This window comes from Methylocella sp. CPCC 101449, assembly GCF_031921685.1.
Taxonomy (GTDB): domain Bacteria; phylum Pseudomonadota; class Alphaproteobacteria; order Rhizobiales; family Beijerinckiaceae; genus Terripilifer.
Genome location: NZ_JAPDHU010000001.1, coordinates 326,846 through 353,352, shown reverse-complemented (window position 1 = coordinate 353,352; position 26,507 = coordinate 326,846). Strand labels below are relative to the sequence as shown.

Sequence of the window (26,507 nt, the reverse complement as noted above, 5' to 3'; positions counted from 1 at the left end):
TGTGCACTGTTATACCGTAAGAATTTTGAAAAAAGTTTGAGCTTTTAAAGCTTCAGTCCGAGTATCCTGAAGTGCTTGGGTAGTTGTTGTAACAACTGCTGATGCCTTATCCTTGCCATCCGGATCATTGAGGAGCCAATCTATCAGCTCAGGGAGCCTATGAGATTCTTCTGTCAGATAATGGATGCCTGATTGGAATTCAGGATCGTTGAAACAAGGTTCAGAAACGACAACGCAGCCATTCGCCATTCCCTGATAGGCAAGACGATGCCATTCAAAGTATGGAAATTCGTCACGATGGATATTAAGCAATATTCGAGAATTCCGAGCCACTAATTGAGCAACCTCGGGCAATAATGTCTCGTCGCTTGCTGCGTTCATAGGTACTCTGGCATTTCCCGATCGCAAGTAGATGAAGCTTTCATAATGGCTCAACTTTTCGGCGTGACGAGAAAAGAACCGCGCTCGATAAGGGCTGACTGTGCCAAGAAAGCAAAGGTCAAGTGGCCGATTGACCCAGTCGCCATTGTATTGGCCTTCGGTCCACCAACGCTGACCGTGTAACAGCGGGTGGGTTAAGGCTTTCGGGTCGATGGGCGTTGTTTTCCTGCCTACCGCGGGAGAAATGCAGGCCGAGGGCATTACTTCGGAGTAGGCTGCAGCTGTAACTGCTGAAACATCGACGACGGACTTCGCCATAAGAACAATAGGAAGTGATTGCCAAAACCATTTTGTCTGAATCTGTTCCGTACAGTACATACAAGCAGTGGCTAACACGTCATCACGGACCCACCGAGTGCCCTGACCAAGAAAAAAAAACTCGTGGGGAGCAATAAAAAGACAATGCTCTGGTCTTTCTTTTATATCAGAGTTCTCATCGCCCTTAATTACATTGTGCCCAGCCGCTCTTAAGAGCTCCTCGATCGCTGCGGCTATCTCGGTCATAAATGCGTTGCCAAGACTGCTGACAAAAACGCCAATATTGAGTGGTTGATCGAGCAGCTCCGATTTGAATTCTTTCGGATCGCGGTGAGGCAAAATATCGCGCGAAAGGCTCCCTAGTATGCGCGCAATGTGGGTGCGTCTTGCTGCGCGACGACCTTCAGTCGCACCGTGCCCAATGAAATGGATCACAGGATCCACCTTACCCACTATATCGGGGTGCATCTCTGCATAACTGATGTCGGAGAATAATCGGAAGCGCGAAAGGCGCTCGATGGCGATCTTCGAACGCTCTAAAGCCAAGCAGCCAGTGGCTGCAGTTTTCATATTACTTCGCAGCTTGAACAGAAACACTGAATTTCTTATCCCGTACGAGCGCAATGCTGAGTTCGTATATCGAATTGCCTCGGCAGACAACAGAATACCTGGCTTCGCTCACGAAGCCTTCTCCCTCAGCAGTTCGAACCGAAGGAATTTCATTGCTAAAAGGTCAATAGTTCCCCCATTTGGAAATAGTTTTTGAGAAGACTAGTTGCTGAATAGATTTCCGCTCGGGGCGAACCGTATAGATGCTAAAATTAAAGCGAGGGCATTTATTGCGTTGCGAAGATGATCTGGGCTGATTATCCTATTTTCGTGCCTGTTTCCTGTTGTCCTGTCTTGACAATAATGAAGTAAGTGTTTGCATTAATTGGGGAAATGCACGTATAAATAGGTTTTTGCAATATGAATTGGGCGGAGCGAAGTATAAATATGGGGCCAGTCGAAGTTTCCGTGCATTATGCTGGGCAGCCATTTGTTTTTCGCCATGCAGATGGTAACGATCATATATTTCAAATATTGAAAAACACCGGAGAGTTTTATGAGCAAGAATTTTTAAGCGCAGTTCGTAAGTTCCTGCGTGAGGGAGATAATGTTGTAGATGTGGGTGCTAATATTGGTACCCATACAGTATTCTTTGCAGGCGTATGCAAATGCAATGTGTTTTCATTTGAGCCGAATCCGGTTGCTGCTCACTTACTAGAACAGAATATCAAAGCAAATCATCTTACACGCCGAGTAAGGATCCGCCGCGTGGCAGTTGGAGCGGCTAACGGTTATGGAAAACTTGCGGCGAATGCAGATCACAATCTGGGTGCTACAAAGATAGTCAAAGACATAGAAGGGAACGAAAAAAGTCTCCGGATTGCCAAGCTGTCAGATTTGATTAGCGATGCCAAAATCCGGCTTATCAAGATAGATGTTGAAGGAATGGATCTCGATGTCTTGCTGGGAGCGGAAAATCTCATCGCGCGCGACAAGCCGATCATAACAACTGAAGCAGCCACTCGATCGGACTTTTCGCGCATATTCGAGGTTTTAGAGCGGCATGGATACCTGCCATTTGGATCGCTCAATTATACACCAACGCATATTTTCATTCACGCTGATGAATTAGCATCTTTTCAGATGTGGAGCGTAATCCAAAAGCAGATGGCTTTGGACTATATCGATAGAGCGATTTTACGCGATCAGATTTCGGACCTTCGTCGCAAGCTAAGTATACTTCCTAATGAGTTCTCATCTGGCTTCGCGAAGTTTGCGCATGAGTTGAAAGAAGTAGGTTCAGGGACAAATCAAAAATGGCTGGTTGACTTAGCGGAAGCGATTTCACCAGTTCATGTCGAATTGAAACACGCTGCGAAGTTGTTGTCAGAAGTAGAAGAAAAGTTGGGAGATGAAAATCTCAAGCGCGTTTTTGAAAGCGGTCAATCCCAAGTTGGCAAGCAATTGGCGTTCCTACAAAGCCAATATCAACAGCTAGAAACAAAGGTTGCAAATCTCGATCGACAAATTGCTTCCTCAATCAATGATCTGTCGCACACACTTCAGAGCGGAGTCGGAGAGCAACTAAAAAATATTGATGAAAGGATACGCGATGCGGCGCGCGTTATGCCCGACCAATTGCAGGCTCGTATTTTGGAGTTTGATCGTAAGGTCGACACTATAGCTGAAGCCGTGGTTGATCTGAAAGTTGAGCTCAGCGCCAACTATGCCTCCGTTAGCGAGGTATCAAAATCCATCCGCGAAAATCAGAGCCAAATTGAGGGCATTCCAGCATTGGTTGCAGGAGCGCTCGCGGGTGGCATGGAACTACTAACAGCTACCTCACGCAACTTTGCCATTTTAGCCAAAAGAATGGACGAACAAGCACAGAAAGAAACAGAGCGCGGAGAAAATTTTCAAAATCAGTTTAGCATTTTTGAAAGCCGGCTAGCTAGCATGACAGCCGAATTGTCATCTGTCGTATATACACTGAACCAAGCAGGAGGGACTTTATCTGAACTAAGTGCCGAAAATCGTAATTTGTCAAAAATGGTTAGTAATGCTGTTAGTGATTGGCAAGTCAATTTCAATCGCTTGCTGGAGCTTGCTGCAGATTGGGTTGCTGCAAGTGATCTAGCCCAAGCAGCGGCGGATCAAGACGCTGCATTATTACAGATACAATGGCATTCGCTTTACGAAGGCAAAAACAAAAGTCCTGTAGATGCTGACATGCAATCTTCGATCATAGCTCTTCGGGAAAAGGTAGCGAGTGAACATTTAGAAAAAAATGCAAGCCGCAACACTAAGAATACTGAGACATCTCCTGCAAAGGTAGCTTTGGTTGGCGGTCCGAGAGATGTCTGGCGTGTAGTTAGGCCAAATGAGAACAAGAAGGAAATATACATATCGCCACGAGATTCGAACTTCGCGAAACCACAGCCTGCTGCACAGTCCGGTGATGTTTCCACGATTGTTACTGCCCCTGGCGATCAAATAATTGCCATCGAGGAATTCGTCAGTGGCTGGCAGGGGAAAGGTTGGGCGCAAGGCAAAGCAGCACTTGAACAAGGCGGTGTCGTTCGTGCGACTATACCTGGCGATGCAGGAATGGTTAGCCGGCAAATCGATCTACCCGGCGGTGGTTTGGTGGAAATTGAAGTCGTAATCAAGGCGGTCAATGAGAATAACATACATCCCTTTCTACGAATTATAGCTGATGACAATGACGGTGTGGGTTACGACATGCCTCTTTCTATTGGCGTAAAGAAAGTGAAAGCATTCGCCTCTAACCGTACTCGTCGTATCAAATTTTATATTTTGGCTCACAATTGTAAAAGTGGCGACAGTTTTGCTATCCAGCGTTTAGTTGTGAAGCGAGTTGACGCTGATGCGCATCAGCGGATGATACGTCGGCACTTGGGCGAGCCAGTTCTTGCATCAATGGCTTCCATCCCATCACGTCGTGAGATGCTAGCTGATTGCGTCCATAGCTTGCTAGTTCAATGTGATCAGGTTCGTGTTTTTCTCAACAATTATCCGGACGTACCAGAATTCTTGATGCATCCACGCGTTGAGGTTCGGCGTTCGCAAGACTGGGATGATCGTGGGGATGCTGGCAAAGTTTTTTGGTTGGAACAAGATAAAACGCCAGGATTTCGTTTAATTGTTGATGATGATTTAATCTTCCCGCCTGACTTCGCTGAAGTGATGTGCGCCAAGGTTGCGGCGAAAGGAAAGAAGGCAATTTATGCGACCCACGGCGTTTTGATCCGCCAACCGATTACAAATTATTACGATCGTAGATCGCGCGCTGCGACGTTCCACTTTGGACATGGACTGGATAGTGACCGAAGCGTTCATATTGGCGCTACCAATGCTCTTTGTTTGCATAGTGAAGCGATTTCGATGCGCTGGGCTGATTTCAAATATTGCAATTCTGCAGATATTTGGCTCGCGTTGCATGCCCAAGAAAACGGTCTGGAAGTGTTAACGCCGGCCCGCCCTAGGAATTGGGTTCGAGAAAACCATCATACCGTTCCAGATGAGACTATCTACAAACACTCCGTAAATCGCACGCGAACGCGATTCGATAGTTCGTTAGTTCAGGATGCCGCCCTTAAACATAATTGGCCCCTTACTGTGCATGTTGGCAAAAAGTCCAAATACGGTTTGCTAGTGAATGTTGGGTCGACCGATAATCTAACAAGCTCCATCGAGAGTGCTGTCGAACATGCGGGTAACGAAGCGGAATGGGTGATCATGTTAGCATACGACCGCGGGCAACCTTTGCAGGAGAATGCGGTCTCTGAAGTTACAATTCAACGAGAGACGCATCTCCTAGATACAGGTTCCGATCCGGGAGGTTTGAAACAGGCGGCGGATCTCATCGTTCGTCTCAATCTTGGTGCTGTGTTGGGTCTCGATGGCAGTGCGTTAGTATCCGATAGTCGCCGTTCAGTTGCCTCATGTGTCCCAGAGACTAGGGGGGAAGTAACTTTGACTAAACTCAAGACGGATCAGGGACACATTGTTGGGGTGGTTGTTGCGCCGGGCGATGGCATTCCAGATGGAATGCTGCGGTTTGTTGAAAAGCTTAGCCTAGGTGAGCCGAGCTCATCTGATTTCGATTACATGTTGAATAAACACTGCGCTTTCAAGATTAATAAAACCGCTCTTTCAACGGCAAAGAGCTCAGAAGTGACGATTAATAAGATATTTAAGCAAGTTAAGGTACTTAATTTAGATAGACGGCCGGACCGCTGGGAGCGCGTGACGAAGAGCCTTACCATGGCCGATATAGAAGCACAGCGTTTTAGTGCGGTGGACGGTAGCGAGGAAAAAGTAGCGACGGAGTATCAACGGTACCTAGAGCAACCGCGTACGAAGATATCTGCAAATGTTCCAGAGATCCGTTATCAGCGTGATCTCTATATGAACTATGCTAGCCAAGCGGCGCGCGTTTCCTACCTAGAACGACAAGGAAAAAAGGCCATAGCTTCGCGTGGTGCTTGGGGCTATCTCAAGTCCTATGAGGCTGTATTAGAGGAAGCTTTGGCTGCCAACACGGAGAGCTTACTCGTTTTAGATGACGATGTCCTTCTACATAGGGAGATCAAGACGCTATTTGCCCAAGCTATGAAAGAGCTACCGGATGATTGGCTGATACTTCAACTTGGGACATTACAATATAATTGGTCTCCGCCTTGGGCCGATTGGCACTCACCAATGCTTTATCGGACGAATGGCTCAGCTGTTGGGTCTCACGCGGTTGGTATGCGCTTCGATATTATTCCTTATTTACTGGATCATGTCCGGCGTTTTGACATGCCTTATGATATCGGCGCACTGAGCGCAGCGACGCGCGCCTTCCCTGATCGCTGTTTTGTTATCTATCCAAATCTTGCCATTCAAAGCATGGTGGATAGCGATATCGGAACGTCTGATTTCCAGAAAGCCAAAAAGCGCGAAGATATCATGGCTACATATAGATGGAAGCTCGACGATTATCAGTAACGGGCATCACTTTGATTGCATATGTAACGATTAAGTTAGAGAATACTCAAATATAGAACTCAGGGTCGCTTCATGAGTCTTCGTTTCTCTATTATCGTTTCGGTTCGTAACAGTGGCGTAGGTCTTAAGAATTGCATCGAGAGCCTGAAGGCACTCGATTATCCACGGCAACATTTTGAGATAATTATAGTAAGCTACAATTCAACAGAAGTAGTTGTTGACGCTAAGATTTCCGACGGAATTTCCTATCTGAATGAGACTCAGTTTCAGAGTCTCTACGCAGCTCTCAATTTGGGCATTCAGACCGCAAAAGGCGAGTTCATCGCTTTCATTGATTCCGACTGTATTGTTGACCGGAATTGGTTAAAGGCACTTGACACTGCCAGCGGAGATGAAGCGGTGGGCTGTCTAGCCGGTGAAATTCTAACTTTATCGCACGAGACCGTTGTTGAACGTTTTTCCGAAGAGATCGCACTCTTGCGTCAAAGGGGTCCTTTATCAGGCTGGCATTTCAAACCTTATGCGCAGATAGGTAATGCTATTTACCGAAAGACGGTCTTCAATAGAGTTGGATTGTTTGATCCAAATATTAATTGTGGGGGCGATGCCGCTATTGCTTGGCGAATGCTCGATACGACAAAATTTACCATTCGATTCGTACCGCAGGCGATTGTCTACCATGCTCATCGAACTAGCCTAGCTGCTCTTTATGCACAATTTCAAGAGTACGGCATGGCAAACATGTATTGGGCTCTCGCACAACCTGACTATCAACCGCCAGCTATCAAACAGCTAGAAAGTGAAGTGATAAATGTATTTGCCAAACATTTGGATACGCTTCAAGCAGCTGGAGTCGATGATGCTATCTTATTTTCGGGGTTGAGAGCGGCAACGCAAGTTGCGCATTTGTCTGGCTATCTGCAGGATCTCTTGCGTTATACGACCGATGCCTGTCCGACGGAAAAAATTCCGGAGATAGCCCGCGAACGGGCGCCGGTTTGCGTTATTTGCGGCAGCCACAGTTTTGTTAGGGGACCTGGCGGGAGGCTTTTTCACGGTAAATTGCCGCAATGTTTCCGCTGCGGCTCGTTGGAACGGCACCGCATGCTCTATAGTTTTCTCGATGAAAAATGGAAGCAAAAGCACAGATTGAGCTGCTTGTGCGTGGGAGAAGGGCTGCCGATGGCGGCGGCCAAGAGTTTTGCATCCCTACGCAAAGTTTATCTTGCTGGCCTCGCAAAGGAAGCTCACGGCCACAAACACGATATTGTTTTGGCTATGAATGTTCTTGAAGCAGCAGCGAACATCGATCTAGCTGATATTTTGGAGCAGCTCGTTCCTGCTTTACATGAACATAGCGCTTTATTGATTTACGAGCCGATAAAACGTGTCCGTGCTATGCATCTGGATGCCAGGATTGCCGAGCTTCTTCCCAATGTTCACGTTTCCTCTGCGCCGCTTTTGGATAAAGTTACTAACGATAGCGGAATGCTGATTATTCTGCAGCCAGCCGCGGCAAGTAGTAAGTCTGCTCTAAAGGTGTCACATGCCCGAATTTGATCCGTTGCGTCTATTTTCGTCTGCTAACGCGCCGGATTATGTTGTGACCGTTATGCAGGAGTATATGACCGTCACATTCGAAACCTTGAAGGTTTCTAGTGGACATTCAGGTACGGACAACCCGATCGTAATTTCGGTCGTGCGTAACGAGAATGAGCGCCTGCCGGATTTTCTGCAGCACTATCGTCAAGCAGGCATTGAAAAATTTGTGTTTCTTGACAACGGATCAAAAGATGGAACACCAGAATATCTTGCTGCGCAGCCGGATGTAGATTTGTATCGCTGCCCCAGGCCTTTCAATTGGATGAAAAAACATGGTTGGATCAATTTACTTGTCACCATGTATGGTCGTAACCGCTGGTTCATTTATGCAGACGGAGACGAGCATTTAGTTTTTGATGGGATCGAGAATGGACGTACATTTGCAGATATTTCCCGCATCATGGACGGCAAAAAGATCCGGCGCGTTAGAGGTTTTTTGCTCGATATGTATGCTGATGGCCCTTTACTTAAGTCCGATTATAAGCGAGGCGAAAGACTTATAGAAGCCTATTCTTTATTTGACAGTGTAGGCTATAAAGAAGAAAAGTATAAAGAAATAATTTCGCGAAAAGGCGGACCGCGTCAACGCGCATTTTCCAAGGCGGATCAAAATTTTCGACCAGAAATGACTAAATATCCAATGTTTCGCCTTGAAGGGCACGATGTATTCGCTAATCCGCACCACATTTGGCCATATCAAGATAATTTTAAATCAGACTGCTATTTTGGTATTTTACATTTCAAGTTCCTTCCCGATGTAATACATCGGATTGAAGCTGCTATATCGGAAAAGAATTACTGGGGCGATAGCATTGAATACAAATGTTATCATAAAATACTTACCGATGCACCGAATCTGTCTTTACGAAATCAAGATAGTGCAGTTTTTAAGAATGCGGATATATTGATCGATAAGGGTCTCATAAACCGCTTATGATTGTTATTTATTTTTCACTACCATATAATTCTCATTATACTGATATCTTTTAAAGGTTTCTTCGACCGAGTAATCTAGTTCAGATATAAAATTTAGAAATAGGTCGCGGTTTCGATGATCGACCTCCACAAACATCTTTGGTGCATATCTTTTAATGGTCATAATTAAACCATTTAGCGCTGCGATTTCTAAGCCTTCTACATCCAATTTTATGAAGTCAATTCTTTGGCCAGAGAGAAGATCATCGCCCCGGGCCAATTGTATTCCGCCTTGTTCATCAGCAACTAATCGAGCCCCGCCAAGATTATCTGTTTGGCTTACAACCTTCGATTTTCCTGCTTTTTCAGAAAGTCCAATCCCAAGCAGATCGGTTCTAATTTTCGACTTTAATTCATTCAGCCTTAAATTTATATCAAGTATGTCTATAGCTTCCTGGTTGGGTTCTATCAGGATAATCTCATCGGGATGCAAATATTTTGCTGCAAATATTGCATGATTTCCGACGTTGGTGCCGACATCTAAAAATACACCACCCTCAAAGTATTTTTCGATGATAGATAGCTCTTCTATTTCATAGAATACTCCTGATGCATGACGTTTTTGGATGATATCGTTTTTATTTTGAATAAAAAAGCAAACTTCCTCAGAACGATATTCAAACTTTACTACTTCGCCTATTAACGTTTTCATGCTCAGCTACCTTTCCGATATAGTTCCGCTATTTTAAGTGAATATTGATAAGGATCATGTTCTTTTTTTATTCGCTCTATGGATTGAATAGCTTTGAGCTTCACTATTTCGGGATGTTGGACAATTTCAGCAATTTTCTCTGTTAGCGACTGCACCAACATGTCGCTATTTCGCAAAAAAGCAGCCTCATCTTTACTATTTATCTGACCGCATGAATCTTTTTCTGTAGGCAGTATCCAGCCGATGTCGTTTGAATTGAGCTCCGGAAAAGACCGCTGATCTGTACAGACTACAGGGCATCCTACACTTTGAGCTTCGATCACAGAAAATCCATATGTGTCATGAAAAGAGGGCAGCACATAAGCATGAGATCGCGACAGGAGGTCAAGGACTGCTTCATTATTTAAGGAGGGAAAATATTCTATATCTAAAGAATTTATTAGAACCTTTGTTTCGTTGAGTTTTTCTTCGGCTTTATCATTCCAGCGCGAATCATTATTAAATGTTATCAGCGGAGAGACTATAGTGGCGTCGAATTTGATATTTTTCTTGTTTAGTTTGTCGACGGACTTGATGAACTCGTATCCGCCTTTTCGCAGAAAATCTCTTCCAATAAATGTTATTTGAACCTTAGGATGTTCAAATTTGGCGAACTTGTGCCTTTTATAATCAATTTCTTGAGGAGGATGTACAATATAAATTTTCTTTTGAATTGCTTGTTTATCAGAGATGTCTGGAAACATTTTGTACAATTCTTCTTGGATAAGGGCGGCGTTTTGCGACATGGCTATTAATGCCCGACAATTAGGGCCAGCCAAGATATCAAATCCGCGCTGCCAAATTTGCTGCGAAGCACCCCACCATCTTGGAAGGGAGGATTCGAAGGTTGAAATAAATTTGACGTCCGAAACCGGTATACTGTTAAAATAGTGATATAAATCGATGTTATGATTTGGCGCAGGCGACGCAACATATCTGCTTGCCCAGCCCTTAGAATTCACAAAATCCAAAAATTCCGATGGGACATCCGCATTGGAATCCGGCGCAAGTTGATGTTTGATCCCTGGAAAAGCCAAGTTAGTAATATTACGCCGTTCCGGATAATCATCGCGTTGATATCCTACACATAAATTTGCCATATGGTGCACCATACAATAATTCTCATACGTTAGATGGCTCAAATCTTGGTGCCATAGTTGAATTCCGGGTTTGAAAGCAATAAATTTGTTGGCGTCCTATTGGCAATTGTCGGAAAGGATCAGAATTGGAAACTGAAAAATTCGATCAGGGCGCGTATTGGAAGAAGCGCCATCGCGATTTTCGTAATGATCCTCGTTCAGTCGGTAATGCAGCTGCATCGATCGAGCACAATTATGAAGGGGAGCGTGATCTTCAGGGAGCCGTTTCCGAATTGGCAGGTTTCTTGCGCCAACGAAAATATTCTTCTGTTCTTGACTTGGGATGTGGGTATGGGCGCGTAGCTGGGTCTCTTATATCGAAAGGATTTTCTTATACCGGAATCGATATTTCCGATGAGGCGATTAAGACAGCGAAAAAGAACCATCCTAAAGGTGTATTTTTGCAGGGTGATTTGCGAGAATTAAATATTGCGAAGAAGTTTGATGTGGTTTTGATTTTATATGTGCTGGTCCATTTTACCGAAGATGAGGACTGGAGGAAGTTTTTAGCTGCTGCGTGTCAGCGAGTTAAGCGGGATGGGTGCTTGCTGTTCGCTGACTATTTCCCGCCGGAAAGGATATCCCCGGTCCCGCACGTGGTTTCGCGGCCACTGGCCCAATACAACGAAGAACTGGCTAAGCTCGGGTTTACTGCAGATAGCAGGCTTCAGCAGCAAATTTCGTTGATACCTTATGACAGTGCTAAAGTTTTCAAAGCGGCTCGGGCACTATAACTAATAGCCGAGGCGTTGGAGACCGAAAGAGTTATGGCCGTTGGATTCTACGGTCAGGTAACTGTAACGCCAGCCATACTCGACGCAAAATTTATTACATGCTTCAATCACGCCGTAGGGCCACGGCGTGATAACGTTTCCCACACAGAAATCATGACCGCAGATATAGCCGTCTAGTCTGACTTTCTGCTCAGCAATGACTAGTTCAGCCCAGGTGGTCTCGTAGCTATGATCCGTATCAATGTATATCCAATCTAAGCTCTGGTCGGGCAAAGTAGGTAGAACTTCGATGGATAGACCATGATGAATCTGGACGCGTTTAGCCTGAATAGCCTCCGCGTGCTCTTCCTCAATCGCCGCAAGCCCTGACTTGTATCTGTCTGAACTCCAGGCGTCGATTAGATGAAGTGATGATGGTTGAGCACGCCGAACGATTTCACGGGTAAAATCGCCGAATGCGACGCCGACTTCTGCAACAACTGCATTTTTCGGCAACACGTCTAGAAGAGCAAGACGATCCGGTAACAAGCTTCCGCCTTTGAGATTTTCAATGGAAAGACTCACGTGTGGCGCGCGTCTCTTCATAGCTCGCCGATCGTCAGGGGTCATGCAACCTATTCCTTTTTATCTTTCGCGGTTAGTGTAGTTTTTATTCACTAATCAAAGGAATATGGCAAGTTGAGTGCGTTAACAGATTTCGTTGCCTATCCCTTTCAATGCGAACGACGTATAGAAGTGAAGTCCTAGCTAATAGCATTGGTGTGATTGGTCCTATTGTAGAAGTCTCAATCTATTAACACACTTCCTCTTGGAAATGGTAAGATTGGGATAATGCGAAATTGGCAGCCCAGCTTGGGTTAAGGAATTGCAGATGGCAACATTCAACAACATAAACCCTAGTTCACAGGGCAGCTTTGAACGTCTGCAAAAATTGCTGACGCAGAAGATCAATCATACACACGAACGCATCGAAGATACGAGAAAGCTCGTAAATGCACTGAATGCACAGCGTGAAAGTCAGCTTAATAGAACTGACCATGAAATAGTATCTCTGCAACGCGAGATTGCGGCTTGGCGGGTACAGCTTGACGACAAGAATAGTGAGCTGATCAAGGCGACAGATGAAATAAGAAAGTTGCGGGTGGAAGCGCGATCCCTCGATATCCATCTAAAGCGCCTGGAAGCTGAAAATGCCTCCTTGCGAGATCAGATTGATCAAATGAGTGCCGAACTAGATTTGAGCCGCAAGAGCTTAGCTAGGTTAGAACGAGACAAGCTAACGGCTGAAACTATGGGGGAAAATCTCAAACGACGTTTAATAAGTATGCACGAGACTGCAGCAGGAGAAATCGGTCGTGCGGTAAAGGCGCTTCTAACTTCGCAGAAAGGCATTCGATGGAAAGGCATAACCACTCAAGAACAGGCGACGTTGCTGATAAGATCGGGCGTTATCAATCCGCAAAAATATCTAGCGTACCATAAAGATGTTGCTGACGCGGGGATGGATGCTGGCCGACATTATGTGTTGCACGGAGCAAGTGAGGGTCGAGATCCTAACGGAATACTACGCGATCTATTGGATAATTTAGACGTTAAAATTGAATAACAAGATGTCGGGCGCTGTATATACAACACCATTTGAGCTAACGCCTTAGCGGACCAATTGTGAAACTATCGGAGATATTCATCAATGTTCAGTTTCCCAGGTGTTGGATCATCAAAACTTAGGCTGCTGCTTTCTGTTAGCGTCATTGGTTTCGCATACGCGGCTGTTGCGCAAGTTCCGGAATCTTGTCCTTATTTTCAGCCGGTTTCCAATGTTGCTGCGCCAGCGATCTATTCTGACAATAGAGGGTCCATTGTTGATGCCCAAGCGCTCGCGAAACGTACAGCGAGCGGAAAGCCAGTTAATGATTTTCTGTCATATCTCTCGTTTTCGATTGATGGCCCGCCACCTTGGAATAAGTTTACAGGCTTATCGCTCCAGTGCGCTAATTCTTTACTTGAAGAATGGGCTAAAGACGACGCGATGGCTACAACAGTCGATGACCATGGGAGCTTCAGCTCACAGGGCGCGATTGATAGGGCGGGCTACACGCGAGGCTTTGTAAATATTGCGATTAAATTACAGACTGCGGGAGCGAAGCTCGGTCCTCACGTGATTCCTTGGTTGAAAAAGCGAGTTGAGGAACGCATTCAAGTTGACCGCGCGTACATCGCTCATGGACAACGGGGAGGCAACTTACTTTATGAAGATGGAGCGACAGCTGCAGGTTTGGCGCTGCTCACACAAGACGAAAACGCTTTCAAGTTTCAAGGTGAGGTCTGGGCTTATTTTCTTCAACAGATTAATCCGGATGGCTCGCTAGCTTCAGAGCTGGCGCGAGGAAAGCGCGCACTTGTCTATCATAACCGAGCTCTGTCTATGCTTATGATTCTGCGAGCTCAGCGACGAGCGTTAGGCATTCCTGAAAAAGCTGTCGATCACGCGAAGATCAAAGCTTTGGCGGACTATGTCGGTCATTCCATGTGTTTCCCCGATGAATTGGCAACTAAGGTTGGTGTTGATCGTATTGAACCTATGGATGGAGATTACGCTTTCAGAGCAAGTGAAACTTTTGGCTCTGATCTCCTGAATGCGGATTGGCAGCGCTGTGGGAGACGACTATCAGGGTTTGCCTTTATAGACGCGACAGGTGGAGGCGATATGCGGAAGATGCATCAAGCGATTATCCAACTTGGTACACAAAGCAGAAGATAACGCGATTTGGATGCTCAAATTCCGTCGATGAGATAATTATCGTTCTATAGATATAAAATAGTCGTTGACCTACATTTTGCCGAAGTAATAAATAAACGTGGGCTTTTTTATTGAATTGGGGTGAAAGTATTTGCTTCAACAAGATGTTCAACACGGCAAACCGATATATAGAGCCGGAAGCGAGAAAGTCTGGCAGTCGTTGGGGCATCATGCTGCAGCCACGCCGGATCTTCTTCCTTTAATTGGTGTTGAACGATGCCCCTCTAGGGCAAATACTTGGCTTTCAAAATCTTCTCAGCCATGGCTCCAGCTAAACATCAATTTGGAAGATGTCGCGGGACGTTCGATAGAGCTAACCTATGAGGCTAGTTTACTTGATGTTTTAGCTCGACCAATTATTCGCCTAGTTCTTGAGGAAGAACGTATCGAAGACATGGTGCTCCCGGCTCCCATAGGAGGCAAAGGCGTTTGGATTGGCTATATCTCAGAAGGGATAAGGCAGATTCTAATTTCCCCAGTCGATGTATCCGGCTTATTTGGATTTAGGATTTTGAAATGTCATCCTATCGGAAAGTGGCGGAAGCTTCTGCAGGCAGTTCGATACCATCCTTTCAGTGCCAGTTGGTCTATATTGGTTTGGTTAGCGGGATATCGCCACAAAGCGCGACGTCGCATTCAACGTGCGTTAGGCACTATCCCACTGCGCGCCCATCATCATTGGTTAAAAAGTCGAACGAGAATTCCGGATTGGGTTGGGCTTGATGCCCCTCGTGTGCTAGCCGCTTCCCACCTTCGAATAATTCTACTTGATGCTGATAGTGAGCAAGAGCGCAAGATGGCCGCCGTTCTTGGTAGTCAGCCGCGATTAGAATGGTCCACGTTGCGTGCTTCATCTAATGCGAAGATAAGTCAATTGATCGAAGGGTTGCAGCCCAAAGACTTCATAATTGTTTTGAATGCGGGAGATCAGATAGCCCCTGAAGCCCCATCGATTCTCGCAGAGGCGGCCGCTCGCTTTCCAGCTGATATCTTCTATGCTGACGAGCTTGATTTGGCCAAAGGCTCGCCGCGCTTTAAGCCCGATTGGAGCCCTGTGCTCGCGCAGAGCATCGACGTTCTAGGTACGGCTTGTTTTTATCGAGTCAATTGGGTTCGAGATCACCTCTCAGGACGTTCCTGCGAAGCGTTGAAGAGCGTATTCTTATCCTTTGATGACACAGTCGTACATATTAAGCGATTGCTGATATCTTGTAGTGCTCTACCCACAAGGCGAACAGAAATCACACTGCCGTTGGTCAACTCGCAGACTTGTTCCATTATTATTCCAATTCGAGATCAGCATGAATTGTTACAACAATGCTTAGATAGCATTTTATCGAACGATAGCGATGTGACTTTCGAAATCATCATCGTCGATAACGACAGCACTGAGGCTGAAACGGCGAAGTACTTATCGGATATTTCGCGTGAAGCACGTATTCGGATTCTCCATTCACCAGGCACCTTTAATTTTTCCGCTTTATGCAATGCTGGCGCCAAAGCAGCTCGGTTTGATATGTTGGTGTTCCTCAACAATGACACCAAAGTTTTGAGTCCGGATTGGCTGCAAAAGCTTACAGCGTGGGCATGTCGTCCTGATATTGGTGCTGTTGGGGCCAAATTGCTTTTCCCTAATGATAAGGTTCAGCATGCTGGTGTTGCGCTCGGATTGCACGGAACTGCCGCGCATTTTGAGGCTGGGAGCCCTCCCGATAGCGTCGGATATTTTGGTAGGCTCGAAGTCCCGCATGAACTCTCCGCGGTCACTGGCGCCTGTCTTGTGATTGAAAGAAGCAAGTTCGATCTTGTGGGGGGCTTTGATGAGGTTAACTTGCCCGTTGAGTACGGCGATATTGACCTGTGTTTAAAACTGCAGGAGCGCGGCCTTCGTAACCTGATCGAGCCTAGGGCACGACTAGTTCATCTTGAGTCGGCCTCTCGTGGCAATATCGTTCCCTCGGAGATTCGTTATAAAGACGAGACAGCCTATTTTAAGCAGCGCTGGTTTTCCGTCATCCGCAACGATCCCTATCTGCATCCAGCACTTTCGATTGAGACGACTGAAGCCGCTCTTGGATAATGTGCTGCACAGCCGGCAGACGGAGCAGGTATAGGTCTGACTGCTATTCTATCTGATCGCCCCACGGATCTTCTCCGACCCACCATTCCATGCATTGAACACGCCAGTTTTGAGGAGCATTCAGGTAAATATTACTCGATGAAGCGCAATGGAACTCTGGGCTTTCCAAATGGAACCCGTGTTTTTCAAGACACAGTCGGTTGAGTTCAGTAGCTTGGAACTACTTTGGGATTGTCGCGTTATTATTTTGGCAATAATATCTGGGTACGAATATTTTTAAACTTGAGGGGTTAGGAGTATTACAATGATTCGCATTGCCCGAAATGCAGCGATTTTTCTGACACTTGCTGCGCCGACAGTCGCTATGGCGGCCGATTTGCCGCGCCGTACGGCGGCTCCGCCTCCGGCCCCGATCATTGCCGCCCCGATCTTCACGTGGACTGGCTTCTATGTCGGTGGCACCCTTGGCGTGGCTTTCGGCGGCAACAATTCCCCGGTGTTTACTGCTGGTGGTCTCTTCCCGACGCCGAACAGCAATCTGGTTCCGGGCAAGGGCGGCGGCAATGCGGCTTTCACCGGCGGCATCCAGGCTGGTTACAACTGGCAGGTCAATCAGTTCGTCTACGGTCTCGAAACGGACCTCAACTACCGCGCCGGCGGCAACCGTCTGAACGGAACCTATCCGACCAATCCGATCGGCTACGGCGCGGCTTACCCGAGCTATACGCTGAGCGGCTTTGATCGCGGCCGCTGGTACGGCACCCTGCGCGCCCGCGCCGGTGTCACCTTCGATCGCGCGCTCATCTACGCCACCGGTGGTTTGGCTTACGGTGAAGTCAATGGCGGCGGCGCTGTTGTCGTCAATGGTGCTGGTGGCTTCCCGCCGGTTCCCTTCGGCAACGTCGGCGGTGGCCGCGGCTGGCGCGCCGGCTGGGTGTTGGGTGGTGGTGTTGAATACGCCATCAACAACAACCTGACGGTCAAGGCGGAATATCTGCACGTCGACCTCGGCAAGACCACCTCGATCTATGCCTTCGGCGGTGGTGCATTGAACTATCGCCTGCGCAATACCAATACCGACAACATCGTGCGCGTCGGTCTCAACTATAAGTTCGGTGGTGCAGCAGGCCCGGTGTTTGCCCGTTACTGATCGATCGTAAGTCGAAGCTTTTAAGGCCCGGCATTGCCGGGCCTTTTTGTTGGCCATCGCCGGTCAGGTCTGCGTCAGGCATCGGCTTTAGATAAGCCTCCCCTCGGGCTGGGAGTGGGGGCTTTCGATGAACACCTATGAACTTCTTTTAGCTTGTTGGCTTTCTGGCCAGATATCGGATCAAAAATGGCTCGAACATTTGAAGGACGACGTGTTCCGCAAGTGGCTCGCGCGTCGTGATCGCCGCGCCAAGTTGGTCCAACAGAAGCGATAGACGCACTCTTTAAGCCGGTGCGGTTGTCTGTCTCGCGAACACGAGGAACGACGGGCCGTTCTGGTGGTTGGGCTCGTCCATCGTGATCCTAACATCGTCGAAGCCAAGATGTTTGAGATAAGCGATGATATCGTCCCTCTCGAGCCAGCGGTGGAGGTCATGCATGCCGCCGCAAAAAGACTTATCTTTCCAGGCGCCCCAATAGCTGCGGCGATACTGTCGCAATTTCATGCCGTTGCGCTCGATGATTTCCGGCTCGCCGACAAAGACCTCGCGGCGCGGATCGCCCTTGGGCATAGCTGCATCGCTCACATAATGCGTCCAGATGAGAACGGATTTCGTTCTCTTCGCCATGACCTCCAACAGGCTGGCGGGATCTTCCATGTGATAGAGAACGCCTGAGGCAACGATGAAATCATAAGTCTCAGGTCGCTCTTCAAGCCAGGTCATGAAGTCGCCGAGGAAGAACTTTGCGATGTGAAGGCCCAGCAGTTCTTTGACGACGAGGCAGCGCAGAAACGACAATCGGTTGGCCTCGATCGCATGCAGCACAGCGGGCTTTCGCTGCTCCAGCATGTAAGTGTGAGAGGCCTCTAGTGGCCCGAGCTCCAACACGCGCTTGCCTTCCAGGGAGCCCATCTGCTCGATGCCCCAGAGAATGCGGGGGTCGTTATAGAGAGCGACGTTTCCAGCAACGACACCGATATTGGGCGGCAGCGCCGTATTCCAACCTGCAAGGGCGTCGATCGCATGCTGCGCATGAGGCATGCCGCTGACATATTCATCGAGCAAATTCGCCGCAGATTTCTTTTCTGCGTCAAGCTGGTCTAAAGGCGCATGCTCATTGCGTTCGAAGGCACTCGCCATATTCCTCAGCCAGTTCGCGATTTTTTTCTTCATGGGCATGCTCATTATCTCGGGCGAGGAAGTTCAGGCAGCAGGACAGGGACGGGATGAGATCTGTCGGTTGAGTACCACGGATTGATCGCCCGATCGCGATAACGATCCGTGGCATGTGTTGTCCTGAGATTATTCTTCTCGCGTTCGAAACGCGCGACATTCTCAGGCTTTTCATCGCTGCCACGCGAGAGGGATTCGTGGTGGATCAACTGGGCGAAGGGGGTCCAGATGATACGATTGTTCGCCGCAACGGCGCGGATACACAGATCGACGTCATTATAGGCAACGGCAAAAAGTTCTTCATTGAGAGGGCCGACTTGCTCCATCAGCTTGCGAGATACCAGCATGCAGGCGCCGGTGACGCAGGACATCGATTGGCGCACCCAAAGCCGCCCCAAAGGGCCCGGAAAATTAGCTGGCTCCTGGATATACCAATGGCCCGCCAGCCCGCCAAAGCCGACGATGACGCCGGCATGTTGCAGCGTGCGATCGGGATAAAGCAGTTTCGCGCCAACGATGCCGACGCCATCATAGGCAAAGCAACTGACCATCTCGTCGAGCCAATAGGGATCAAGCGGCTCGATGTCGTTGTTGAGCAACAAGAAGAGATCGCCTTGCGCCAGTCCCATGCCTTTGTTGATCGCGCGGGAGAAATTGAAAGCCTCAGGCTGGATCTCGGCTCTGAACTTGAGCCCGGAATGGCGCATCCGTTCATACAGGTCCAGGACGTTTGGATCGATCGATCCATTGTCGATGACGATGATTTCGAAATTGCGGTAATGAACCTTGTCGCGCAGTTCATCGAAGAGCGCCTTGATCATCTCATATTGATCGCGGCTCGGGATGATGATTGAAACCAGCGGCTGCTTTCGATCGGTCAGATCGAATCTGACGCGATGCAAATTGCCATCGATCGCTTCGCTCACCTCGATGGACTGGTCTGCGGGGGCGTAGGCTTCGGCCAAGGCGCGCCGTGCATTGGCGGTCGCCTGTTCCATAAATTTAGCGCTGTAACTGCCGCCATCGCGCCGCCAGAGATAGGCGGGATAGGCCAGGTGCAGACACTGATGCGGCTTCAGATCCTTCGTATAGCGCAGCAGCAGATCGTAATCCTGCGAGCCATCAAATCCGAGACGCAAACCGCCGATGCCGAGAAGCCGCTCGCGACGATAAAGAGAGAGGTGGTTGATGTAGTTCACACCCGAGAGCAACACCGGATCAAAAGACGGCTTCAGGAACACATCGACCGGGTTGAGATCGCCATCGGCGATGATTTCGTCCGTATAGAGGAACTCGCATTCCGGTCTGGCTGCAAGCGCACGCAGAATGCGATCGACGGCATAAGGCGCAAGGGCATCATCGTGATCAATGAACCCGACCCAAGGTGCATGCGCCGCGGCAATGCCGGCATTGGTCGCCGCAGCAATGCCGCGATTGTCCTTGTTCCGTAGAACGGTGAGGCCTGGCGCGGTGCGGTGTTTGTCCAGCCAGGCGATCGTCGCGCGATGGGTCGAGCCGTCATCGGAAAGCACGAGTTCCCAGGCTTCGGGAATTTGCATCCGCAGGGAGCGCAGAAGGGCTTCCAGATAGTCGGGTGGCGTGTTGTACACCGGCACGACAAAGGAGAGCGCAGGTTTAGAAAATGATCTGTCCAGAGGTGTTTGCCTCTCCTCCTGAGCTGCCAAGCTAAAAATATGCTCCAGAAAGACCATCGATCCGGATGATGGTAAATGTCGCTTTGATCTAAGTATTTTTTTGAAAAAGAACAGTCTAAATTTGGTTGTTATTTCAAGAAGAGCTTTGTATTTGCTTCTTGATACGAGGGAATTCATAGAATCTGGCCTTTTGGGGATCAAAGCCCAGGAATCGATCATTCTCTGATAGCAGAAGAACTGACAAATGGGCAATTTATCTAAGAAATCTGCAAACGGCGGGTGCGCGAATACTCCGGTCATTTGTCAGGTGGACGCGCTATGTCGAATCTCAAGACCGTGACCATTAAGCCCATAATAGCAATTAGTTAATCCAATTCAGGGACAATCTCGGGTCGATGGGCTGGGCTGCGTCCGCGCGCAAGCGTGAGCGTGACTGGCCGATCGCGAAATCCAGACTTAGGATTTTTGTATGTCGCTGATCGTGATCGTCGACGACCGGATCACCAATCGCAATATCTTTGCGAAATTGGCGGCGTCTATCGAACCCAATGTTCAGGTCGAGACCTTCGGCGATCCGCTGCAGGCCTTGGATTGGCTCGTCGATCAACAGCCTGATCTGATCATCACCGATTTCAAAATGCCGACGATCGACGGCGCCGAGTTCATCCGGCGCTATCGGCAGTTTCCCGGCGCCGCTGAAATCCCGATCATCGTTCTGACGATTTATGAGGAACGCAGTTTCCGGCTGCGGGCACTGGAGGCCGGCGCGACCGACTTCCTGCATTCGCCTGTCGATCACCATGAGTTCGTCACCCGCGCCCGCAATCTCTTGAAGCTGCACAAGCATCAAAAGCTGCTCGCCGATCGCGCCACCACGCTCGAGCGTGAATTGGAGCGCAGCGAACGCTCGCGCGAACAGGCACTGCGGGATTCTTCGGAGCGGCTGGCGCAGGTGATCGACACGTTGCCGGTCATGATCAATGCCACCGCATCGGACGGCACGTTGATTTTCGCCAATGCCTATCAGGCGGCTTTTTCCGGCAAGGATCTGGCGAAGTTCGTCGGCAAGCCGATGAACTCCCTCTATGGCCCCGAACAGTCGGCGCGCAATCTCGCGCTCGATCGCCTGGTGTTGCAGACGGGCAAGGCCGTGCCGGCTTACGAAGAGGAAATGACCGATCTGACCGGCACCACCCGGCATTTCGTCACCACCAAATCGCCGCTCACCAACGATGAGCGGCAGGTGACGGCGGTTCTCACCAGTTCGCTCGACATTACCGCGCGCAAGCGCTCGGAAGCCTATCTGCGCCATGTGGCCCACCACGACGCATTGACGGATCTGCCCAATCGCATTTCGCTCATCGAGAGCATGCGCAAGATGATCACCCGTTCGCGGCGCGGCGATCACATGTTCGGCCTCTATGTGGTCGACCTCGACGGTTTCAAGAAGATCAACGATCTCCTCGGCCATGCGGCGGGCGATCGTTATCTGAAGGCGCTGGCGGAACATGTCAGCAAAGAGATTCGCGAAGGCGACGTCCTTGCCCGCCTCGGTGGTGACGAATTCGCTTTGCTGCAATCGGACATGCTTTCGACGACGGAAGCCGCCGATTACGCCAATCGCATTCTCGACACGATCTCCGGCTTCGAAATGCCGGGGCATAATCTGGCACCGATGAAGGCGTCGATCGGCGTGGCGCTTTATCCGTCCGATGCGACGGATGCCGACCAATTGCTGATCAATGCCAGCCTGGCGATGTATCGCGCCAAATCGGACAACGGCAACAGCTTTGCCTATTTTGCCTCCGACATGCAGACGCGGGCGCGCGTCGCCGCACAGCTCGACAATGAATTGCAATTGGCGCTCGAGCGCGGCGAATTCCAACTCTACTATCAGCCGCAGATCAATCTTGCGACCGGGCAGGTCGACGGCGCCGAAGCGCTGCTGCGTTGGGATCGCCCCGGCCAGGGCATCGTTTCGCCGGGTGTCTTCCTGCCGCGGGCGGAAGAAAACGGCATGATCCTGCCGATCAACGAATGGGTGTTGTTCGAGGCCTGCCGCGCGGCGCGGCGCTGGCAGGAAAAGGGCCATCAATATCTGCGGGTCGCCATCAATCTGTCGCCGATCCAGTTCCGCAAGCGCACCATTCCCTTACTGGTGACGCGTGCGCTGGGCGAAACCGGGCTCGATCCGCGTCGCCTCGAGCTGGAGCTCACCGAAAGCATCGTGATGCAAAACATCGATGCGGTGGCCGATGATCTGCGCCAGTTGATGGATATGGGCGTCCACATTTCCATCGACGACTTCGGCACCGGTTATTCCTCGCTCGGCTATGTGAAACAACTGCCGCTCGATCGCCTGAAAATCGATCAGAGCTTCGTGCGCACCGTCGCGACCGATCCCAACGATGCGGCGATCGTTCGGGCGATCACGACCTTGGGCAAGAGCCTCAACATGCAGGTGCTCGCCGAAGGTGTGGAGACCGAGGAGCAGTTGCAGCGTCTGCGGGCCGAAGGATGCGATCACGTCCAGGGGTTCTATTTCGCCAAGCCGATGCCGGAACATGAATTCTTGGCCTATCTCGTCGGTGAAACAGCCATTGCTTCCAGTGCGTGAGTAAAGTGTGAGTGCGCGTCAGTCGTTTGCTCGGAAAGTAAGTCCCGGCCCAATCCGGCGTTTATGCGCCTGGATTCGCCAGCGGCTGGCCGATCGGCCCGATACCGAACATGAGATGAGTTACAACCGCTATGCGGTGCATCTCGTGCTGATCGCCGCTCTGTTCGCCGGTGACAGCGCCGGTTACGTCGGCGCGCGGGAAATTCTGGAATCGTGGCAGCCGGCCCTCATCGCTTATCCCATCATCACGACGCTGATCTTCGTTCACATCCTGGCCTTTCCCGGCGTCTCGCATGTCCGGCGCAGCTTTGCCATCCTGTTCGACATCGGCAGTTTGACCTTGCTTGCCCATGTCGGCGGCGCATCGACGGCTCTGGTCTATCCGGTCTATCTCTGGATCATCTTCGGCAACGGCTTTCGCTTTGGCCTGTCTTATCTGTTCGGCACGACGGCGGCTTCCGTCGTCGGCTTCACCGCGGTGCTCTTCACCACGCCGTTCTGGATCTCCTATCCATCCTTCGGCATCAGTCTGCTCATCGGTTTGATCGCTCTGCCGGCTTACGTCTCCGTTCTGATCCGCCGCTTGTCGGCGGCGCGCATCCAGGCGGAAGAGGCCAACAAGGCCAAGAGCCTGTTCATGGCCAGCGTCAGCCATGAATTGCGCACGCCGCTGAATGCGGTCATCGGCTTCAGCAAGCTGCTGGCCAGCACCAAGCTCGATGCCGAACAGATGGACATGACGGTGTCGATCGGCGAGTCGGGCAGCACCTTGCTCGATCAGATCAATTCAATTCTGCAGTTCTCCCGTCTTGAGGCCGGCAAGACGCCGATGAACCGCGAGGCCTTCGATCTGTTCGCGCTGATCGCGCGCGTCGCGCATATGGTGTCGATCCAGGCGGCGGCCAAGGATGTCCCCGTGCGGCTGCGGATCGATCTCGCCGCGCCGCAGGTGATCGTATCGAGCGAACGGGCGATTGGCGATATTTTGACCAACCTGATGGCCAACGCCGTCAAATTCACCTCGTCCGGCTCGGTGACGATTGCGGTGGAAGAGGTGAACCGCAGCGACAGCCGCCCGACGCTCAGGATTGCGGTGACGGATACCGGCATCGGCATCGCGAAGGAGGCGCAGGCGCGCATCTTCGAAAGCTTTACCCAGGCGGATGAGACGATCATCGATCGCTTCGGCGGCACAGGCCTCGGTCTGGCGATCACCAAACAGCTTGTCGAGGCGTTGGGCGGCCGCATCGCCGTTGAAAGCGAGCCGGGGCAGGGCAGCACGTTTAGCTTCCAGTTCCCGACGGAAATTGCCGCCACCGCTGCCAGCGCCGATAAGTGCGACCTGCTTCTCCTGTCCCCCGATCTTGATCTGAGAGGGGCCTGCGTCGAAGCCGGGTTTAAATTGCATCCGGCTGGCAGTATCGCGACGGCGCAAAACATTTTTGCCGACGACATGAAGGATGCGCTCGCCGGCGCGGTCCTGATCGATTCGATGATGATGGATCTCGAAACACCGGAGGCTCTGGTCGCTTTGTCGATGCAGCTTGCCGAGCGGCGTATGCCGGTGTTTCTGCTGCGTCGCGAACAAGGCGATAAGGACAGCGAGGCGCTCGCGGGTACTTGCGTGGCGGTTCTAAGCGAGCCTGTGAAGCTGGCGCATTTGCAGCAGATCATGCGCATCGCGCATTCGACGGGACCTGGCCGTCACCGGCTTGGGGCCGGTGAGGAAAAGGCCGAGGAGACGACATTCTCCGGTGTCCGTATTCTGGTCGCCGAGGACAATCGGACCAATCAGAAGGTGATCGGGCGCCTGCTGGAACGCTCCGGCATCATCGTCGAATTCGCCGACGATGGCGAAGCCGCCATCAACAAGCTCTCGACCGCGCCTTTCGATCTGGCCTTCATGGACATCAACATGCCGGTAATGAACGGCATCGAGGCGACGAAGCTCTACCGCTTCGCCGGTCTGGAACCCTATGTCCCGATCGTCGCTCTGACGGCCGACGTGCGCGACGAAATCCGCGAAAAATGTCTTGAAGCCGGCATGGACGATTGCTTGCCCAAGCCTGTCGCGGTCGAGCAAATGCTGGCGGCCATTCGGCGCCTGGTCAAACTAAAACCGGCTTCGGAACAGGCACGAAGGAAAGAACCGTCGGAAGATATGCCGGTGGACGAAGACATGCCGGTTTCAGAAGTCGTCTCCGCAGCCGCGCCCATCGATCATGAAGCCATCGACGATCTGAGAAATCTCGGCGGCCAGGACTTCGTCAACGAAATCGTCGATCAGTTCGTCTCGGACTCGGTGGCCATCCTGCGCAGCCTCAGCGATGCCGTGGCTAAGGGCGACGAAGCGACGTTCCGCGATCAGGCTCATGCACTGCGCAGTTGCGCGGCCAATGTCGGTGCGCAACGCATGCGCAAACTCTGTCTGGATTGGCGGGAGATCGACGCGCACGAGCTGGCGGTCGATGGCGAACGCCATGTGCGGGAATTGGAAAACGAGCTGAACCGCGTCGTGATCGAACTGGCGGCGCTCAAAGCCGCCTAAAGTCTTTTACAACGCTCTAGCTGGCTTCCGACTGCCGCCGGGCATTCTGCGCATTGGCCAGATATTCCATGCGCCGCAGATCGATCGCATCGAGCGACAGCGTATGTTCGATCCAAAGATCGGTAATGTCCTTCAGATCGCTCAGCGACATCGGGAACATCTTCTTGTTGATGCTGGAGATCGTGTAACGCGCGGCGTGCTTGCGTTGGTTCTCTTTCATGAAGGTGCGCGCGGCTTCGATCGCCGTACCTTTGTCGACAAGAATGTCGACGAGACCCATTTCATAGCCTTCTTCGGCGCGATAGATGCGGCCGCTCAGCATCATGCGTTCGGCGAGGCGCGGACCGATCCGCCGCGCCAGGAAATTGAACGCGCCCATGCCCGGGAAAGAGCCGAACATGATTTCCGGCAAGCCGAGTTTGACGCCCTTTTCGGCGATGATGACATCGAAGCTCAAGGCGCATTCAAGCCCGCCGCCCAAGGCATCGCCTTCCAGGCAGACGAGGGAGATGACGGGCGCCTTGAAGCCGCAGGCATTATTGTACATGGCCTCGACGCAGGAATAGGCATATTCGCGCAACAGCGTGCGGTCGCGATGGCGGATGGCATCGAGAAACAGCGGCAGGTCGCCGCCGGCATTGAACGTGCCTGGATAGACCGAACCACCGACATAGAAACGGATGGGCTGCGCGGCGGGCTCAGGCGCCGCCGCATTGGCTTCATTGATCAGGTTATGCACCGCGTGCAGATCCTGCAGCAGTTGCGGCGTGAAGCTCGGCGATCGTTTCAGCCGCATGCGGCACCACAGCGCGCGCAGCAGCGGATCATAATCGACCTGCGTTTCCTCGAACGTCTGCGCCGCGAACCGCAGGCTGACGGGCAAAGGTGCAGTCGGCTTGAGCGTATGGATGCGAGCTGAATCTTGGCTGCTCCCCGGGGAGCCGCCGCCGTCTGGAAGGCTGGTTTGTGCCGTTCCTAAATCTGTTCCCAACTCACCGGCCTGCCGCGCCATGGCCATGTCCTCTGCGGCAAGTGAAGTCAGTGCCGCGCTGCCGCCCACCAAGCGGATTAAGGAAACTTT

Annotated in this window: 17 protein-coding genes; 10 read left to right on the top strand and 7 right to left on the bottom strand. The window is 50.7% G+C overall.

What is annotated here, in order from left to right; genetic code table 11:
* Positions 1-9: 9 nt before the first annotated feature.
* On the bottom strand, positions 10-1,269 hold the full coding sequence (locus OIM99_RS01605; protein ID WP_311848562.1) for a hypothetical protein: 1,260 nt from the start codon (positions 1,267-1,269) through the stop codon (positions 10-12).
* 426 nt (positions 1,270-1,695) lie between these two features.
* Between OIM99_RS01605 and OIM99_RS01600 the strand changes: the two genes are divergently transcribed.
* The 3 genes from OIM99_RS01600 to OIM99_RS01590 all read left to right on the top strand — a co-directional run bounded on the left by OIM99_RS01600 (position 1,696) and on the right by OIM99_RS01590 (position 8,800).
* A complete protein-coding gene (locus OIM99_RS01600; RefSeq protein ID WP_311848561.1) occupies positions 1,696-6,261 on the top strand; it encodes an FkbM family methyltransferase in 4,566 nt (1,521 codons plus the stop codon).
* A gap of 72 nt (positions 6,262-6,333) precedes the next feature.
* Entirely contained in the window at positions 6,334-7,821 is a 1,488-nt protein-coding gene (locus OIM99_RS01595) for a glycosyltransferase (RefSeq protein ID WP_311848560.1), read from the top strand.
* Positions 7,808-8,800: a glycosyltransferase family 2 protein gene (locus OIM99_RS01590; protein WP_311848559.1), complete on the top strand. Its 993-nt coding sequence runs from the start codon at positions 7,808-7,810 to the stop codon at positions 8,798-8,800. The genes OIM99_RS01595 and OIM99_RS01590 overlap by 14 nt, the downstream gene beginning before the upstream one ends.
* Positions 8,801-8,803: 3 nt before the next feature.
* On the opposite strand, the gene OIM99_RS01585 is transcribed toward OIM99_RS01590, so the two are convergent.
* Positions 8,804-9,490 (bottom strand): FkbM family methyltransferase, encoded by a 687-nt coding sequence (locus tag OIM99_RS01585; RefSeq protein ID WP_311848558.1) that lies wholly within the window; start codon positions 9,488-9,490, stop codon positions 8,804-8,806.
* A gap of 2 nt (positions 9,491-9,492) precedes the next feature.
* Entirely contained in the window at positions 9,493-10,641 is a 1,149-nt protein-coding gene (locus tag OIM99_RS01580; RefSeq protein WP_311848557.1) for a glycosyltransferase family 4 protein, read from the bottom strand.
* Positions 10,642-10,754: 113 nt separating this feature from the next.
* On the opposite strand from OIM99_RS01580, the gene OIM99_RS01575 reads away from it, so the two are divergent.
* Entirely contained in the window at positions 10,755-11,402 is a 648-nt protein-coding gene (locus OIM99_RS01575) for a class I SAM-dependent methyltransferase (protein ID WP_311848556.1), read from the top strand.
* Here the strand turns inward: OIM99_RS01575 and OIM99_RS01570 are convergent, their stop codons facing one another.
* Positions 11,403-12,011 carry a class I SAM-dependent methyltransferase gene (locus tag OIM99_RS01570; protein WP_311848555.1) on the bottom strand — a complete coding sequence of 203 codons (609 nt, stop codon included), beginning with the start codon at positions 12,009-12,011 and terminating at the stop codon, positions 11,403-11,405.
* Between the two features lie 262 nt (positions 12,012-12,273).
* Here OIM99_RS01570 and OIM99_RS01565 point away from each other — a divergent pair, with 262 nt between their 5' ends.
* The 4 genes from OIM99_RS01565 to OIM99_RS01550 all read left to right on the top strand — a co-directional run bounded on the left by OIM99_RS01565 (position 12,274) and on the right by OIM99_RS01550 (position 17,432).
* On the top strand, positions 12,274-13,008 hold the full coding sequence (locus tag OIM99_RS01565; protein ID WP_311848554.1) for a hypothetical protein: 735 nt from the start codon (positions 12,274-12,276) through the stop codon (positions 13,006-13,008).
* A gap of 84 nt (positions 13,009-13,092) precedes the next feature.
* Positions 13,093-14,163, top strand: a complete 1,071-nt coding sequence (locus OIM99_RS01560) for an alginate lyase family protein (RefSeq protein WP_311848553.1) — start codon at positions 13,093-13,095, stop codon at positions 14,161-14,163.
* Positions 14,164-14,293: 130 nt separating this feature from the next.
* Positions 14,294-16,282 carry a glycosyltransferase family 2 protein gene (locus tag OIM99_RS01555; protein ID WP_311848552.1) on the top strand — a complete coding sequence of 663 codons (1,989 nt, stop codon included), beginning with the start codon at positions 14,294-14,296 and terminating at the stop codon, positions 16,280-16,282.
* A 304-nt stretch (positions 16,283-16,586) separates the two neighbouring features.
* The gene (locus OIM99_RS01550) at positions 16,587-17,432 is read left to right on the top strand and encodes an outer membrane beta-barrel protein (RefSeq protein WP_311848551.1); all 846 of its coding nucleotides are present in this window, start codon (positions 16,587-16,589) and stop codon (positions 17,430-17,432) included.
* A gap of 283 nt (positions 17,433-17,715) precedes the next feature.
* On the opposite strand, the gene OIM99_RS01545 is transcribed toward OIM99_RS01550, so the two are convergent.
* Both OIM99_RS01545 and OIM99_RS01540 read right to left on the bottom strand, forming a co-directional pair.
* Complete coding sequence (locus OIM99_RS01545; RefSeq protein ID WP_311848550.1) at positions 17,716-18,606, bottom strand: class I SAM-dependent methyltransferase; 891 nt, start codon at positions 18,604-18,606, stop codon at positions 17,716-17,718.
* Positions 18,607-18,617: 11 nt separating this feature from the next.
* Positions 18,618-20,438 (bottom strand): glycosyltransferase, encoded by a 1,821-nt coding sequence (locus tag OIM99_RS01540; protein WP_311848549.1) that lies wholly within the window; start codon positions 20,436-20,438, stop codon positions 18,618-18,620.
* A gap of 292 nt (positions 20,439-20,730) precedes the next feature.
* Between OIM99_RS01540 and OIM99_RS01535 the strand changes: the two genes are divergently transcribed.
* Both OIM99_RS01535 and OIM99_RS01530 read left to right on the top strand, forming a co-directional pair.
* Positions 20,731-22,878 carry an EAL domain-containing protein gene (locus OIM99_RS01535; protein WP_311848548.1) on the top strand — a complete coding sequence of 716 codons (2,148 nt, stop codon included), beginning with the start codon at positions 20,731-20,733 and terminating at the stop codon, positions 22,876-22,878.
* 115 nt (positions 22,879-22,993) lie between these two features.
* A complete protein-coding gene (locus tag OIM99_RS01530; protein WP_311848547.1) occupies positions 22,994-25,426 on the top strand; it encodes an ATP-binding protein in 2,433 nt (810 codons plus the stop codon).
* Between the two features lie 16 nt (positions 25,427-25,442).
* Here the strand turns inward: OIM99_RS01530 and OIM99_RS01525 are convergent, their stop codons facing one another.
* Complete coding sequence (locus tag OIM99_RS01525; RefSeq protein ID WP_311848546.1) at positions 25,443-26,309, bottom strand: crotonase/enoyl-CoA hydratase family protein; 867 nt, start codon at positions 26,307-26,309, stop codon at positions 25,443-25,445.
* Positions 26,310-26,507 lie beyond the last annotated feature (198 nt).

Excerpts from the sequence above, each read along its gene's own strand:
- OIM99_RS01565 (WP_311848554.1), top strand. The coding sequence starts at position 12,274 with ATGGCAACATTCAACAACATAAACCCTAGTTCACAGGGCAGCTTTGAA.
- OIM99_RS01560 (WP_311848553.1), top strand. The coding sequence starts at position 13,093 with ATGTTCAGTTTCCCAGGTGTTGGATCATCAAAACTTAGGCTGCTGCTT.
- OIM99_RS01595 (WP_311848560.1), top strand. The coding sequence starts at position 6,334 with ATGAGTCTTCGTTTCTCTATTATCGTTTCGGTTCGTAACAGTGGCGTA.
- OIM99_RS01530 (WP_311848547.1), top strand. The coding sequence starts at position 22,994 with ATGAGTTACAACCGCTATGCGGTGCATCTCGTGCTGATCGCCGCTCTG.
- OIM99_RS01545 (WP_311848550.1), bottom strand. The coding sequence starts at position 18,606 with ATGAAGAAAAAAATCGCGAACTGGCTGAGGAATATGGCGAGTGCCTTC.
- OIM99_RS01535 (WP_311848548.1), top strand. The coding sequence starts at position 20,731 with ATGTCGCTGATCGTGATCGTCGACGACCGGATCACCAATCGCAATATC.
- OIM99_RS01585 (WP_311848558.1), bottom strand. The coding sequence starts at position 9,490 with ATGAAAACGTTAATAGGCGAAGTAGTAAAGTTTGAATATCGTTCTGAG.
- OIM99_RS01550 (WP_311848551.1), top strand. The coding sequence starts at position 16,587 with ATGATTCGCATTGCCCGAAATGCAGCGATTTTTCTGACACTTGCTGCG.
- OIM99_RS01605 (WP_311848562.1), bottom strand. The coding sequence starts at position 1,269 with ATGAAAACTGCAGCCACTGGCTGCTTGGCTTTAGAGCGTTCGAAGATC.
- OIM99_RS01600 (WP_311848561.1), top strand. The coding sequence starts at position 1,696 with ATGGGGCCAGTCGAAGTTTCCGTGCATTATGCTGGGCAGCCATTTGTT.
- OIM99_RS01590 (WP_311848559.1), top strand. The coding sequence starts at position 7,808 with ATGCCCGAATTTGATCCGTTGCGTCTATTTTCGTCTGCTAACGCGCCG.
- OIM99_RS01580 (WP_311848557.1), bottom strand. The coding sequence starts at position 10,641 with ATGGTGCACCATATGGCAAATTTATGTGTAGGATATCAACGCGATGAT.
- OIM99_RS01540 (WP_311848549.1), bottom strand. The coding sequence starts at position 20,438 with ATGAATTCCCTCGTATCAAGAAGCAAATACAAAGCTCTTCTTGAAATA.
- OIM99_RS01570 (WP_311848555.1), bottom strand. The coding sequence starts at position 12,011 with ATGACCCCTGACGATCGGCGAGCTATGAAGAGACGCGCGCCACACGTG.